The organism is Actinomycetospora sp. 2LY8.5 (assembly GCF_057180585.1).
Window position 1 is genome coordinate 1 of sequence record NZ_JBXUHE010000012.1, and the last position, 13,905, is coordinate 13,905.

At 75.2% G+C, this 13,905-nt stretch carries 13 protein-coding genes; 8 read left to right on the top strand and 5 right to left on the bottom strand.

From position 1 onward, the window contains the following. Positions 1-252 precede the first annotated feature (252 nt). On the bottom strand, positions 253-1,680 hold the full coding sequence (locus AC2A1K_RS15620) for a DUF349 domain-containing protein (RefSeq protein WP_483897223.1): 1,428 nt from the start codon (positions 1,678-1,680) through the stop codon (positions 253-255). A 128-nt stretch (positions 1,681-1,808) separates the two neighbouring features. Between AC2A1K_RS15620 and miaA the strand changes: the two genes are divergently transcribed. Next, the gene (gene miaA, locus AC2A1K_RS15625; protein WP_483897224.1) at positions 1,809-2,792 is read left to right on the top strand and encodes a tRNA (adenosine(37)-N6)-dimethylallyltransferase MiaA; all 984 of its coding nucleotides are present in this window, start codon (positions 1,809-1,811) and stop codon (positions 2,790-2,792) included. Here miaA and AC2A1K_RS15630 read toward each other — a convergent pair. Genes AC2A1K_RS15630 through AC2A1K_RS15640 form a run of 3 tightly spaced genes read right to left on the bottom strand, consistent with a single transcriptional unit; the run spans position 2,770 to position 6,167 of the window. Then, positions 2,770-3,501: a VOC family protein gene (locus AC2A1K_RS15630; RefSeq protein ID WP_483897225.1), complete on the bottom strand. Its 732-nt coding sequence runs from the start codon at positions 3,499-3,501 to the stop codon at positions 2,770-2,772. The two genes, miaA and AC2A1K_RS15630, sit on opposite strands and share 23 nt — an antisense overlap. A gap of 42 nt (positions 3,502-3,543) precedes the next feature. Continuing rightward, complete coding sequence (locus AC2A1K_RS15635; RefSeq protein ID WP_483897226.1) at positions 3,544-5,508, bottom strand: MFS transporter; 1,965 nt, start codon at positions 5,506-5,508, stop codon at positions 3,544-3,546. A 56-nt stretch (positions 5,509-5,564) separates the two neighbouring features. Continuing rightward, complete coding sequence (locus tag AC2A1K_RS15640) at positions 5,565-6,167, bottom strand: acyl-CoA-like ligand-binding transcription factor (protein WP_483897227.1); 603 nt, start codon at positions 6,165-6,167, stop codon at positions 5,565-5,567. Between the two features lie 89 nt (positions 6,168-6,256). Here AC2A1K_RS15640 and dapF point away from each other — a divergent pair, with 89 nt between their 5' ends. From dapF to AC2A1K_RS15665, 5 genes are all read left to right on the top strand, one after another. Continuing rightward, the gene (gene dapF / locus AC2A1K_RS15645) at positions 6,257-7,114 is read left to right on the top strand and encodes a diaminopimelate epimerase (protein ID WP_483897344.1); all 858 of its coding nucleotides are present in this window, start codon (positions 6,257-6,259) and stop codon (positions 7,112-7,114) included. A 99-nt stretch (positions 7,115-7,213) separates the two neighbouring features. Beyond that, positions 7,214-8,779 (top strand): GTPase HflX, encoded by a 1,566-nt coding sequence (gene hflX / locus AC2A1K_RS15650; RefSeq protein ID WP_483897228.1) that lies wholly within the window; start codon positions 7,214-7,216, stop codon positions 8,777-8,779. Further along, positions 8,737-9,804 carry an NHL repeat-containing protein gene (locus AC2A1K_RS15655; RefSeq protein WP_483897229.1) on the top strand — a complete coding sequence of 356 codons (1,068 nt, stop codon included), beginning with the start codon at positions 8,737-8,739 and terminating at the stop codon, positions 9,802-9,804. The genes hflX and AC2A1K_RS15655 overlap by 43 nt, the downstream gene beginning before the upstream one ends. A gap of 108 nt (positions 9,805-9,912) precedes the next feature. Next, the gene (locus AC2A1K_RS15660) at positions 9,913-10,812 is read left to right on the top strand and encodes a LysR family transcriptional regulator (RefSeq protein ID WP_483897230.1); all 900 of its coding nucleotides are present in this window, start codon (positions 9,913-9,915) and stop codon (positions 10,810-10,812) included. 58 nt (positions 10,813-10,870) lie between these two features. Further along, positions 10,871-11,173 (top strand): hypothetical protein, encoded by a 303-nt coding sequence (locus tag AC2A1K_RS15665; RefSeq protein WP_483897231.1) that lies wholly within the window; start codon positions 10,871-10,873, stop codon positions 11,171-11,173. A gap of 180 nt (positions 11,174-11,353) precedes the next feature. Here AC2A1K_RS15665 and lexA read toward each other — a convergent pair whose 3' ends face one another. Next, positions 11,354-12,118, bottom strand: coding sequence for a transcriptional repressor LexA (gene lexA / locus AC2A1K_RS15670; protein ID WP_483897232.1), 765 nt, complete (start codon positions 12,116-12,118; stop codon positions 11,354-11,356). Between the two features lie 216 nt (positions 12,119-12,334). Between lexA and AC2A1K_RS15675 the strand changes: the two genes are divergently transcribed. Then, a complete protein-coding gene (locus AC2A1K_RS15675; protein WP_483897233.1) occupies positions 12,335-12,925 on the top strand; it encodes a LysM peptidoglycan-binding domain-containing protein in 591 nt (196 codons plus the stop codon). 411 nt (positions 12,926-13,336) lie between these two features. Further along, positions 13,337-13,879 carry a transcriptional regulator NrdR gene (gene nrdR, locus AC2A1K_RS15680; protein WP_483897234.1) on the top strand — a complete coding sequence of 181 codons (543 nt, stop codon included), beginning with the start codon at positions 13,337-13,339 and terminating at the stop codon, positions 13,877-13,879. Positions 13,880-13,905: the final 26 nt, after the last annotated feature.

Below are 13,905 nucleotides of genomic sequence, written 5' to 3' on the forward strand. Positions count from 1 at the left end.
GCGTGCTGGGCGCCGCACCGACTCCCACCGCCGCCGCCGAGCTCACCTGGCCGGCAGTGCGCGCACTGCCGGCCACCCGCGCTCGATCACACCACGCCCTCGACACCGAAACCGACCGCCTGCTGGCCCTGTTCACCGCAACCACAGCGCTGCGCCGACCACCCGTGATCGAGCAGGCCATGGGCCGCTACACCCTCGCGCTCATCCAACAGCTCGACGCGATCTGCGCCAGTCGCGGCGTGCCGCCAGGCGTCAGCGCGTCGCGTCCTCCGCGGCGGCGAGCCACTCCCGCCACTGGGCGGCCTGGCGCTCGGCCTCCTGGGCACGGCGGCGGTCACCCGCGGCGTGCGCCTTGGCCGCCTGGGCCTCGAACTGCTCGACGCGGGCGCGGAACTGCCCGACCCGGGCCTCGGTCTCGGGGTCGCTGGCCTGCCACCGGCGGTCGACGGCCGCGCGAACGCGGTCCTCGACCTCCTTGAGACGCGCCGAGAACTCCCGCACCCGTTCCCGCGGGACCTTGCCGATCGCGTCCCAGCGCTCCTGCACGTCCCGCAGCGCGGCCCGGGCGGCGTCGACGTCGGAGAGGTCGATGCGCCCCGCCTCGGCGAGCAGGGCCTCCTTGGCGCGGGCGTTGTCGGTGAACTCGGCGTCGCGGGCGGAGAACGCCTCCGAGCGCCGGGAGAAGAACGTGTCCTGGGCACCCCGGAACCGCGCCCACAGCGCGTCGTCGGCGTCCTTGCTCGTGCGCCCGGCCGCCTTCCACTCGGCCATGAGCTCCTTGTAGCGCCCGGCCGTGGGCCCCCAGTCGGTGGACTCGGTGAGCGACTCCGCCTCGACGACCAGCTCCTCCTTGCGCGCCTTCGCCGCGGTGCGGGCGCGGTCGAGCTCGGCGAAGTGGGCGCCCCGGCGGCGGGCGAAGGTCTCGCGGGCGCGGGAGAACCGCTTCCACAGCGCGTCGTCGGTCTTGCGGTCGATCCCCTTGACCGACTTCCACTCCTCGATCATCGCCTGGAACCGGTCGCCGGCGTGCTTCCAGCGCGTGGTCTCCTCGGCGAGGGTCTCGGCCTCGGCGATGAGCGCCTCCTTGCGGGCGACGGCCTCGTCGCGGGCCCCCGCGCGGGCCGCCCGCTCGGACTCCTCGGCGCCCTCGGCGGCCGCGATCACCGCATCGAGGCGGTGCCCGAGCCCCACGACGTCGCCGACCACGGCCGCGTCGACGAGACGCTCGCGCAGGGTGGTGGCGCTGCGCAGGATCGTCCGGGCCTCGCCGCGCCCGCCGGTGAGGCGCCGGACGAGCAGGTCGACCTCGGTGCGCAGGTCGTCGAAGCGCACCGCGAAGTGGGCGAGGCCCTCCATCGCGTCGCCCGCCTGCCACGACCCGACCGCGCGCTCGCCGTCGGCGGTCGTCACCCACACCGTGCCGTCGTCGTCCACCCGGCCCCAGCGCCCCGGGTCCGACGCCGCCGACGTCACGGACGGGAACGCCGGCGCACCGGCGGGACCGCGGGTGGGTGCCGGCGGTGCCGGCGGAGCCTGGTCGGTCGTCGAGACCTCGGGGGGCGCGGACTCCAGGGAGGCCACCGGGGTCGGCGCGGTCTCGGTGACGGCGTCGGGTGCGGCCTCGGTGGCGCCGTCGGGGTCCGCCCCGTCGACGGCCTCCGCAGCCTGCTCGTCGGTCATCGGCCCCGACACCTCCAGCTCCTACGGTTCGGGCATTCAAGCAGGTCCGCCGAGCGCGTCGGAACTCCCTTCCCCCGTCACGACGCTCCCGCCGCACCCCACCGGGGTGTCTGGGATCCTGGGGGACGATGACCCTCTCGACCGGTGGAGCGCCCCTCTCGGCGGGCGCCCCGCACGGCGTCTCCCGCCCGATCGCCCTGGTCGGCCCCACGGCGACCGGCAAGTCCGACCTCGCGCTCGCCCTCGCCGAGGAGCTGGCCCGACGCGGGACGGGCGCGGAGGTCGTCAACGCCGACGCGATGCAGCTCTACCGGGGCATGGACGTCGGCACCGCCAAGCTCCCGACCGAGGAGCGCCGCGGCGTGCCGCACCACCTGCTCGACGTCCTCGACGTCACCGACACGGCCACCGTCGCCGCCTACCAGCGCGACGCCCGCACCGCGGTCGAGGCGATCCGGACGCGCGGGCGGGTGCCGCTGGTGGTCGGCGGGTCGGGGCTCTACGTGCAGGCGGTCCTCGACGACCTGGAATTCCCGGGCACCGACCCGGCGCTGCGGTCCCGCCTCGACGCCGAGCTCGCCGAAGTCGGGGCGGTCGCGATGCACGCCCGCCTCGCCGCCCGCGATCCGGACGCTGCGCGCGGCATCCTCACGAGCAACGGGCGGCGCATCGTGCGCGCCCTCGAGGTCGTCGAGCTGACCGGGCGTCCGTTCGCCGCGAGCCTGCCGGTCCCCGGTGCGCCCCGGCACGACGCCCTGCTGGTCGGCCTGGACCGCGACACCGAGGTGCTCGACGAGCGGATCGCCGCCCGCGTCGACGCGATGCTCGCCGGCGGGCTCGTCGCCGAGGTCGCCGCGCTCGCGGCCCGGGGCCTGCGGGAAGGGGCGACGGCCTCGCGCGCCGTCGGCTACCGCGAGGTGCTCGAGCACCTCGACGGCGCGATCGACCTCGACGAGGCCCGCCGGCGCACGGTCGTCGCCACCCGGCGGCTGGTGCGCCGCCAGCGCTCGTGGTTCCGGCGCGACGCCCGTGTCCGGTGGCTCGACGCCGGCGCGCCCGACCTCGTCGGCTCCGTGCTGGATGCGTGGGTCAGTCCCGGAACCGCAGGCTGAGGCCCTCGACGTCCACCGGGCCGCGACCCGGGCCGTTCGTCAGCTCGACCGCGGCGATCTCCTCGTGCTCGCCGGGCTCGAACGTGATCGCGGCCCCGCGCAGCGGCACCCGGGTGCCGTCGGCCTCGAGCCCGACGAGGACGGCGAGGCGTGCGGCCGCTCCGGCCGGGTCGGGGCTGGTGACGACGATCCCGGCGAGGTCGTGGGGCCCCGGGTCGAGCAGGCTGGGGTCCCGCATCGCGTGCAGCTGTTCGCGCGGCGGGTCGTAGGTGATGAAGAAGGGCGACCACGGCGGGGTGTCGAGCACGAACACCTCGACGAACGACACGTCGTGGCCGGGCACCTCCACGTGGACCTCGGCGACCTCGTGCCCGGCCGCGCGCAGCCGCTCCCCGGTGGCGCGGGCGTCGGTGACGTCGACCGCGAACGTGATCGCGCCCGCCGGCCCGCGCAGCGCCTCGACGGCCGGGCGGATGTGGGCGAGCCCTTCGGCGAACAGCGCGGTCTCGACGGACCCCCAGTCGTCGACGGTGAGGATCTCGACGTAGCGCTCGTCGATGCCCCACGCGGCGTTGCGGAAGCCCGGCATCGTGGCCGCGGGACGGGCCGGCAGCCCCGCGGCCCGGTACGCCGCGATCCCGGCGTCCAGGTCGGGCACGGAGTGCAGGAGATGGTCGAAGACGGGGTTCTCGGACGCGGGGAGGACCATGAGGTGAGCCTAACCTCACCTCATGGGCTGCCCGAGCGATCGCTAGTGGTCGGCGCCGAGGCTGACCGTGGGGGCGTCGAGCGCCTTCGGCTGCGCGTGACGGCCGGCGTGCACCGTGCTCCGGGTGGTCAGCGCAACGTCCCGCCGCTGCGGCCCGGTGGCCCCGCCCAGCGCCTCGACGTGCGGCTCGCCCTGCCACTGCACGACGAGCAGGTGCGGGCGCCCGGCCGCGGCGTCGACGGAGTAGGTGCCCTCGGCGTCGCTGATCGCCCGGCCGAGCTGGCGCCCGTCGGCGTCGACGACCGTGAGCACGGCGTACGGGGCGGGCTCGCCGTCGTGGCGCACGGTGCCGCGCAGGGCGGGTCGGCGCAGGCGGACCGTGTCGGCGCCGGTCGCTCCCGTCTCGGTCTCGGTGACGGCGGGGAGAGCCGGGGTGCCGGAGTCCGACCAGTCCGCCCCGGCCTTCTCGATGTCGATCGTGTGCCGCAGCGGGACCTCGCGCAGGAACAGGATCGCGACCAGGGCGATCAGCGCCAGCGGCGCCGCGACGAGGAACAGCGTGCCGATCGAGTCGCCGTAGGCGTTCTCGATCACCGCGCGGACGGGCTCGGGCAGGGTCGCGAGGTTCGGGATCTCCCCGCCCGAGACGCCGGAGGCCGGGATGCCGAGGTTCGCGAGCCCGGACGTGATCGAGCTCGTGACCTGCGTGCTGAGCAGCGCGCCGAGCGCGGCCACGCCGGCGGCGCCGCCGAGCGAGCGGAAGAACGCGACCGTGGAGCTGGCCGCGCCCATCTCGCTCATCGCGACCTGGTTCTGCACCGCGAGCACGAGGTTCTGCTGGGTGGCGCCGACGCCGAGGCCGACCATCGCCATGAACACCGCGAGCAGCGGGTAGGGCACGGTCGCGCTGACGAACAGGCCCTCGAGCAGGAGGCCGGCGGTGAGCAGCACCCCGCCGCCGACGAGGTAGGGCTTCCATCGCCCGTAGCGGGTGATCAGCTGGCCGACGATCGTCGAGGCGAGGAACAGCCCGGCGATCATCGGGAGCGTGAGCAGGCCGGCCTCGGTGGCCGTCGCGCCGCGGGCGAGCTGGAAGAACTGGCTCAGGTAGACCGTCGAGCCGAACATCGCGACGCCCACGAACAGACCGGCGATCGTGGCCAGTGCGACCGTCGGGTTGCGGAACAGGTGCAGCGGCACGATCGGCTCGCGGACCTTCGACTCGACGACCACGGCCAGCACGAGGGCGAGGACGCCGCCGCCCACGACGGCCACCGAGGTCCACGAGCCCCAGGCGAACTGGTGGCCCGCCAGCGAGGTCCAGATGAGCAGCGCGGAGACGCCGGCAGCGATGAGGATCGCGCCGAGGTAGTCGATGTGCACCTCGCGCTTGACCGTCGGCACGCTCAGGGTGCGCTGGAGGACGACGAGCGCGAGGACCGCGATCGGGACGGTGACGTAGAAGCACCAGCGCCAGCCGATGGTGTCGACGATGACGCCGCCGATGAGCGGGCCGCCGACCGTCGCCACGGCCATGATCGCGCCGAGGTAGCCGGAGTACCGGCCGCGCTCGCGCGGCGGGATGATCGCGGCGATCACGACCTGGGCCAGCGCCATCAGCCCGCCCATGCCGAGGCCCTGGATGACGCGGAAGCCGATGAGCTCGGCGGTGCCCGTCGTCAGGCCGCAGAGCATCGACCCGACGATGAACATCGAGATCGCGATCTGGACGAGCAGCTTCTTCGAGAAGAGGTCGGCGAGCTTGCCCCAGATCGGCGTGGAGGCCGTCATCGCGAGCAGCGAGGCGGTGACCACCCACGTGTACTGGGCCTGGGTCCCGCCGAGGTCGGCGAGGATCCGGGGCAGCGCGTTGGACACGATCGTCGAGGACAGGATCGCCACGAACAGGGCCATGAGCAGGCCCGAGAGGGCCACCAGCACGTGGCGGGTGGCGGGGGGTTCGGCGCCGCTGCTCGGGGCGGGCGGCGTCGTCGCCGGTGCGGACATCAGGGTTCTCCGGGAGGGGAGCGCGGGGGTGGTGGACGGGCCGGTGCCGGCGGGGCTCAGGGGGCCCGCGACGGCGGGGACTGCAGACCGACGGCGAGGAGGTCGATCACCTGGTCGACCACGCCGACGAGGTCGCCGTGCTCGTCGGAGGAGAGCCAGCGGGTGGTGGCCACGCGCATCGCGGACATGACCGCGGCGGCGGTGAGCGCCGGGTAGAGGTCCTGCGCGCCGAGGCCGGTGCGCTCGGCGATGACCGTCGTGAGGTGCTGCTCGGCGGCGGCGTAGGCCGCGAGCTGCTGGGGCACGAGGCTCGGTTCCGACTTCACGAGGCGGGCCTGGGCGATCCACTCCCGCGAGCGTGGGGCGTCGCCGACCATCTCGCGCATGACCGCGCGGACCGACTCGAGCACCGGCTCGCCGGCCGGGCGCTCGGCGAGGCGCTCGCCCATGTCGCGGGTGCGCTCGACGTCGGCGGCGACGACGGCCTCCTCCTTCGACGAGAAGTAGTTGAAGAAGGTGCGCGGCGAGACGTCGGCGGCCTCGGCGATCTGCTCGACCGTCATCTCGGCGAGCCCGTGGGTCACTGCGAGCTCCAGGGCGGCGGCGCCGAGCGCCCGGCGCGTCCGGAGCTTCTTGCGTTCGCGCAGTCCCGTGGTCACGCCGTCGACGATAGGCCGATCTTGCAGTCTCTGCACTTTTGCCGAACGAGATGTTTTGCAGATCACGCAGCGCGGTCGCGGTCGATACGCTGGACGGCGTGGAGTTCGTGAAGGGACACGGGACCGAGAACGACTTCGTCGTGCTGCCCGACCCCGAGGGCTCGATCGACCTGGACAGCGACGACGGCCTGCTGGTCCGCGCGCTGTGCCACCGCCGGCGCGGCATCGGGGCGGACGGGGTGCTGCGCGTCGTCCGCACCGACACGCCGGTCGCCGTCGCGGCGGGGATCGACGGCGACCGGAACGGTGACGCCACCTGGTTCATGGACTACCGCAACGGCGACGGCTCGCCGGCGGAGATGTGCGGCAACGGCGTGCGGGTCTTCGCGCGCTACCTCCTCGAGGCCGGGCTCGTCGCACCCGGCACCCACCCCGTCGCCACGCGCGCGGGCACGCGCTGGGTGACGGTCGACCGCACCGGCCCCGTCACCGTCGACATGGGCCCCGCCGTGCTCGGGCCCGCCTCGACGACCGTGGTCGACGGCCTCGAGCTCACCGGTGTCGCCGTGGACGTCGGCAACCCGCACCTGGCGTGCGTGACTGGCACCGAACTCGAGGGTCTCGACCTCGCCGCGCCGCCTGCCTACGACCGGACGCTGTTCCCCCACGGGGTGAACGTCGAGGTCCTGACGCCGCTCACCGACGGGGCGGTGCGCCTGCGGGTGCACGAGCGCGGCTCGGGCGAGACCCGGTCGTGCGGCACCGGCACGGTCGCCGGGGCGGTCGCCGCCCTCGACGCGGCCGGGCGGCACACGGGCACCGTCACCGTGCACACACCGGGCGGCACGCTGGTCGTCGGCGTCGGCGGCGCGACGACCACCCTGACCGGCCCGGCCGAGCTGGTCGCCCACGGCACGTGGGGCGCCGCGGTCCCGGCGCGCGTCTGACCTCCGAGGTCGAGCTCCCCTATCGGCGTGCTCCCCTCGATGCCACGTCGCGCGTGTGGTGGTCTTCCCGTCGCCGGTCGTGGAACCATGGGCGGCAACATGACAGAACCCGCACCGCAGGACCCTCGCCCGTACACCCCGACCCGTGCGTCGGGCCGCTCCAGCGACATCCGGCTCGACACGTCGGCCGGGCCGACCGATCTCGCCGCCGCGCCGGACGAGCCCACGGGAGGCGCCCTCGACCTCGAGGAGCGCACGTCGCTGCGACGGGTCCCCGGGCTCGCCGGGTCGTCCACCGAGCTTACCGACGTCACCGAGGTCGAGTACCGGCGGCTGCGCCTCGAGCGCGTGGTGCTCATCGGCGTCTGGACCCAGGGCACCTCCCGCGAGGCCGAGGCCTCGCTGGTCGAGCTGGCCCGGCTCGCCGAGACCGCGGGCTCCGAGGTGCTCGACGGCCTCATCCAGCGCCGCCGGACGCCCGACCCCGGCACGTTCGTCGGCTCCGGCAAGGTCGTGGAGCTGCGCGAGACCGTGCAGGCCACCGGCGCCGACACCGTCATCTGCGACGGCGAGCTCTCGCCCGGGCAGCTGCGCAACCTCGAGGAGAAGCTCAAGGTCAAGGTCGTCGACCGGACCGCTCTGATCCTCGACATCTTCGCCCAGCACGCGCGCTCCCGGGAGGGCAAGGCGCAGGTCGAGCTGGCCCAGTTGCGCTACTTCCTGCCGCGTCTGCGCGGCTGGGGCGAGTCGCTGTCCCGGCAGGGCGGTGGCGCCGGCGGCGGGGGTGGCGCCGGCGGCGGAGGCGTCGGCACCCGCGGTCCCGGCGAGACCAAGCTCGAGACCGATCGCCGCCGCATCCACCGCCGCATCTCCAAGCTGCGCCGCGAGATCGAGGACATGTCGACGGTCCGCGACACCAAGCGGGGGCGCCGCCAGTCGCGCGCCGTGCCGTCGGTGGCGATCGCCGGCTACACCAACGCCGGCAAGTCCAGCCTGCTCAACGCGATCACCGATGCCGGCGTGCTGGTGCAGGACGCGCTCTTCGCGACCCTGGACCCCACCACGCGGCGCTGGGAGACCGAGGACGGCCGCGAGGTCACGCTCACCGACACTGTCGGCTTCGTGCGCCACCTGCCCCACCAGCTCGTCGACGCGTTCCGCTCGACGCTGGAGGAGGTCGCCGACGCCGACCTGCTGCTCCACGTCGTCGACGGCTCCGACCCGTCGGCGCAGGACCAGATCGCCGCGGTGCGCGAGGTCATCGCCGACGTCTCGGGAGACGGAGCGCCGCGGAGCTCGACCTCGAACGGCGGCTCCCCGGTGCCGCCGGAGCTGCTGGTCGTCAACAAGGTCGACGCCGCCGAGCCGATGGCGCTCGCCGAGCTGCGCGGGGCCCTGCCCGGCGCGGTGTTCGTGTCGGCGCGGACCGGAGAGGGGCTCAATCGGCTCGAGGCGCGCCTCGCCGAGGAGCTGCCGCACCCCGACGTCGAGCTCGAGGTGCTGCTGCCCTACACCGAGGGCGCCCTGGTGGCCCGGGCGCACTCCGACGGCGAGGTGCTCGCCGAGCGCCACACCGCCGAGGGCACGGTGCTGCACGCCCGCGTCTCGGAGGAGCTCGCGGCATGCCTGCGCGCCGCGGCAGTCGATCCGGCGCGGGTACCCTGAGCAAGGTCGTGCTGGCGCTGGTCGTCGCGGCCGGCCTGGTCGTACCGGGCGTGGCGTGGGCGGACCCGGTGCAGCGCTGCGCGCTCGACGACCCCCGTCTGGCGGAGACGTCGGGTCTCGTCGTGGCGGACGACGGCACCTTCGAGGTCGTCAACGACAGCGGCAACCCGAGCACCGTGTACCGGCTCGACGACTCCTGCGCGGTGGTCGGCGAGATCGAGGTGCCGGACCGGGGGCGCGACGTCGAGGACCTCGCCCGTAGCGCCGACGGCACGCTGTGGCTCGCCGACATCGGCGACAACGACCGCAAGCGCGGGACGGTGGCGCTGCTGCGGGTGTCGCCTTCCGGCGACGAGACCATCACCCGGCTCACCTATCCCGACGGTGCGCACGACGCCGAGTCGTTGCTGATGCCCGGCGACGACCGCCCGGTGATCGTCACGAAGGATCTGAGCGGGCGCAGCGGTGTCTACGCGGCCGAGTCGCCGGTCGGTGACGGCGGCACCGTCGCGCTGCGACGGGTCGGCGAGGTCGTCGTGCCCGGGGAGGCGATCACGTCACTGGGCTCCGGGGCCTACACCGGCGGCGCGATCTCCGCCGACGGTCGCGTCGTCGCGCTGCGCACCTACGCCGACGCCTGGCTCTACCCGGCGCCCGGGGGCACCGCGACCGCCGACGACGTCGCGGCCGCCCTGCGCGCGACGCCCGTGCGCGTCCCGCTGCCGGGCGAGACGCAGGGCGAGGCGCTGGCCTTCGCCCCGGACGGGACGCTGCTCTCGACCGGCGAGACTCCGGAGGACGCCCCGCCGGCGCCGCTGCACGCGGTGCCGGGGGCGACGGGGCTGGTGTCCTCGCCGCCCCCCTCGACGTCCCCCTCGACGTCCCCCTCGACGTCCCCCTCAACGTCCTCTGCCGACCGCGCCGGCCTCCCGGAGCCGCTGGCCAGCATCGGCGTGGTGCTTGCCGTGGCGGCGGGCGCCTTCGCGCTCGTCGCCGTCGTCGCGGTGGTGCGCCGGCGGCGCTGACCTGTCCCCGAGCCTTCCGCAGCGAACGGGCGGTTCGCTGCTTCTATGCGCGCGAAGTCCGCGTTCGCTCCGGCGCCCAGCCTGCGTCCTGACCGTAGGCTGCGCGGCGTGCGCTATGACCTGATCGACCTGCGCCTGTTCCGGACGGTCGTCGCCGAGGGCTCGATCACCGCGGGCGCGGCGCGGCTGCACCTCAGCCTGCCTTCGGCGAGCGCGCGCATCCGGGCGCTCGAGCACCACGCCGGCGTCGACCTGCTGGTGCGCGGACGCCGCGGGGTGCGCCCGACGCCCGCGGGCAGCGCGCTGGCGCGCCACGCCGGGGACGTCCTCGACGACCTGGGCCGGCTCGAGGGCGCGGTGGCGGGCTACCGGCGCCCGGCCGGCACCCCGGTGACCCTCCTGGCCGGGAGCTCCGCGATGCGCAGACTCGTGCCCCGCGCGCTGGTGAGTTTCCTCGTCGCGCACCCGGACGTCGACGTCGTCACCCGCGAGCGCCGCAGCGCCGACAGCGTCCGCCTGCTCGCCGACGGAGACGCCGACCTCGGGGTGGTCGTCGTCGACGCGCGGCAGGACCCGCCGCGCGCCGAGGACCGCCTCACCGACGACTCGCTCGTGGTCGTCGGGCCGGCCGGTGGCCCGCCCGACGGGCGGGAGGCGATGCCGTTCGCCGAGGTCGCCGAGCATCCGCTGGTCGGCCTCGAGCCCGACGCGCCGCTCACGCTGACCCTCGCGGCGAACCTGGGCGAGCACGCCCCGGTGCCCCGCCACCGCGGGCGCGCCGTGGACCTCGGCACCGTCGTCGACCTGGCCGCGGCCGGGGTGGGGCTCGCCGTCGTCCCGCGCCACGTCGTCGACCCGGCCCGCGGGCTCGCGGTGTGCGAGTTGGCCGAACCTTTCGCCCGCCGCACGCTCGTCCTGCTTCGCGGCGCCCGCCCCGCGCCCGGGGTCGAGGACCTCGCCGAGCACCTGCGGCGAGCCGCTCAGGACACAGCCTCAGTGACAGTCTGAGGCTGACTGCGGGGATCGCGCATGGTGCCGGCGCGCGCCGAGGACCACGCTCGAGCGCATGGAGCGCCCCGACCCCGTCGCCGCCCTGCACCGCGTGCTGCCGGCCCTGCTCGTCCCGCTGGTGATCGTCGGCGGGCTCGTCGCGTCCCGCGGCGGCGCGGCCGAGCGGTTCTGGGGGCTCGGCGTCTCCCTCGCGGTGCTCGCCGTCGGCGTGGTCGTCGTCGCCGTCGGCGTCCGGCACCTGGCGCGTGCCCGCCGATCCGCCGCGCGTGATCCAGCGGACGTCCAGGGGAGCGCGCCGAGAGGGTTCGCTGGCTCTCCGCGTCCGACGGCTCCGTTCGCTCCCGGCCCGGAGCGCTGAGCGCCAGCGTCAGCAGCGCGGCCAGCACCGGCCCGGCGACGAGGACCGCGAGCGCGACGGTGGTGGCCCCGGTGGTCGGCGAGCGCGCCGAGGGCCGGGCCCCGATCTCACGGCCGGGCAGGACGGTCCCGCGGTCCGGCGCGCACCTCCGCGGGACGGCCGACGGCTGGTGAGGAAGGCTCAGAGGCGCCGTAGCACCGCGACGACCTTGCCGAGCACCGTGGCGTCCTCGCCCGGGATCGGCTCGTAGTCGTCGTTGTGGGGCAGCAGCCAGACGCGGCCGTCCTTGCGTTTGAACGTCTTGACGGTCGCCTCGCCGTCGATCATCGCGGCCACGATCTCGCCGTTGTCGGCCACGGGCTGCTGGCGCACGACCACCCAGTCGCCGTCGGTGATGGCGGCGTCGACCATCGAGTCGCCCGCGACGCGCAGGAGGAACAGCGAGCCCTCGCCGACGAGCTCGCGCGGCAGGGGGAAGACCTCCTCGACGGCCTGCTCGGCGAGGATCGGGCCACCGGCGGCGATGCGGCCGACGACCGGTACGAAGGTCGGCGTGGGGCGATCCGCGCGGATCTCCTCGGTGTGCTCCGCCACCTCGACTCCGGCGCCCTCGAGCTCCTCGGGGAGGCGGACGTCGAGCGCGCGCGGCCGGTTGGGATCGCGGCGCAGGTAGCCCTTCTTCTCCAGGGTGCGCATCTGGTGGGCCACCGAGGACGTCGAGGTCAGCCCGACCGCGTCACCGATCTCGCGGACGCTCGGCGGGTAGCCGTTGCGCTCGACGTGGTCGCGGATGACCTCGAGGACCTTGCGCTGGCGCGGCGTGAGGCCCGGCGACGCGTCGGCGTCCGCGGGCTCCGGGAACGGGTGCACCCGGGCGGGCACGACGGCGTCGGCCGCTGCCCCCGGCTCCTCGGGGCCGCCCGGGCCCTGGGGCGTGCGTGCCATGGCCGTGTCCTTTCCGACGTCGTCCGCGGCACCCGGGAGGGCGCCGCGCCCCGCGCAGGTGGCGGGGGGTTCGACGGCGAAGTTAGCGCCGAGCACCGGCAGGATCAAACACGTGTTCGAACGACACGCCGTGCGATTCGTCGACGTTGTCGGGGGTCGATGCTAGACATCGCACACGCGTTCGATCGAACGCCTGTGCGATGCGAGGAGGTCGACATGTCCGTGGGGACGACCGGTCCGCGGGGCCGCTGCGACGCCGAGGTCCCGGGTCCGCGCAACGGGGAGGCGGCCGGACCCGTGTCGCCCGACGGTGTGCCGCCGCGCCCGACCGCTCGCCCGGCCGGGCGCCCGCGGCCCGCCGGCTCGCGCCCGGCGCGCCCGGACGACGTGCACGGGCCGGTCCGTCCGGCGGGTCGTCGTGCGCCCACGATGCCGCCCCCGGTGCGCCCGCGCGTGGCCGGTGGCGGGGCGACGCATCCGGCGCGCGAGCAGCGCGCCCGCGTCGAGGTCGCGCCCGTCGTCCTGCGTCGACGGCGCGTCGCGGCGGTCGCCGTGCTGGGTGTGCTGCTCGGCGTCCTGGTCGGCGCGCTCCTCGGGCTCGTCGTGCCGTCCGGCGCCCCCACCGGTCCGGCCCCGACGGGCACCACGGTCGCCGTCGTGGGGACGGGGGAGTCGCTCGGCGACGTCGCCGGCCGCGTCGCCCCCGGCGCCGACATCGGGGCCGTCGTCACCCGGATCCAGGAGCTCAACGGCCTGCAGGGGTCGGCCGTCGTCCCCGGTCGGCCGCTCGTGGTGCCCGCCGGATGAGACCCGGCTCGCCGGATGGTCGCTGCGTCGTCCGTACACCCACTCGGGCACCGCCCGCCCCGCTGTCCCAGTTCGCGGGCCGTTGATCCACGGGTGACGCCCGCTCGGCGCCCGGGTGGCCGGCGCGCGTCTGGGGAGTTGCATCGGGCGTCGGCGCGTCGCTACCGTCCCACCCCAACATCTAGTGGTTACACTGGTGTAGTTAGTCCACAGCTTGTGCATACTGGTGAAGGTCCTTCCACAGGGTCTTCCACCGGAACGACGGTGGTGCTCCACCGGCGGGGGCGCTCGATCCACGGACCGGGCCCGGTTCTCCCCAGCTCCGTCCCCAGGACGGCGGGGATCCGGGGCTTCTGTCCCGGGGGTTGGGGACAACTCCGCCCGGGGCCGTGACGCGGGAGGGGAGTCGACATGCGGTGTCCGTTCTGCCGGCACAACGACTCCCGTGTCGTCGACTCGCGCGAGGCCGACGAGGGGCAGGCGATCCGGCGGCGCCGATCGTGTTCCTCGTGCGGGAAGCGCTTCACCACCGTCGAGGAACCGGTGCTCGCCGTGGTCAAGCGCAGCGGGGTCACCGAGCCGTTCAGCCGCGACAAGGTCGTGCGCGGTGTGGCCCGGGCCTGCCAGGGACGCCCGGTCGATCCGGACGCCCTGGCCCAGCTGGCCCACCGGGTCGAGGAGACCATCCGGGCCGCGGGCACCGCGGAGGTGCCCAGCCAGGAGGTCGGCATGGCCATCCTGGGGCCGCTGCGCGAGCTCGACGAGGTGGCGTACCTGCGTTTCGCCAGCGTCTATCGCAACTTCTCCTGCGTGGCCGACTTCGAGGCCGAGATCGCCGACCTGCGCGCTGCGGCGCGGGACGGCGATGTCGGGGGTCGGGGCGACCCTGCGGGGGAGAAGGCGCCGGACGTGGAGGACGTGAGGGACGTGCCGGCGGCACGGTCCGGGGACTGACGGTCGGGGATACACAGTTCGGAACA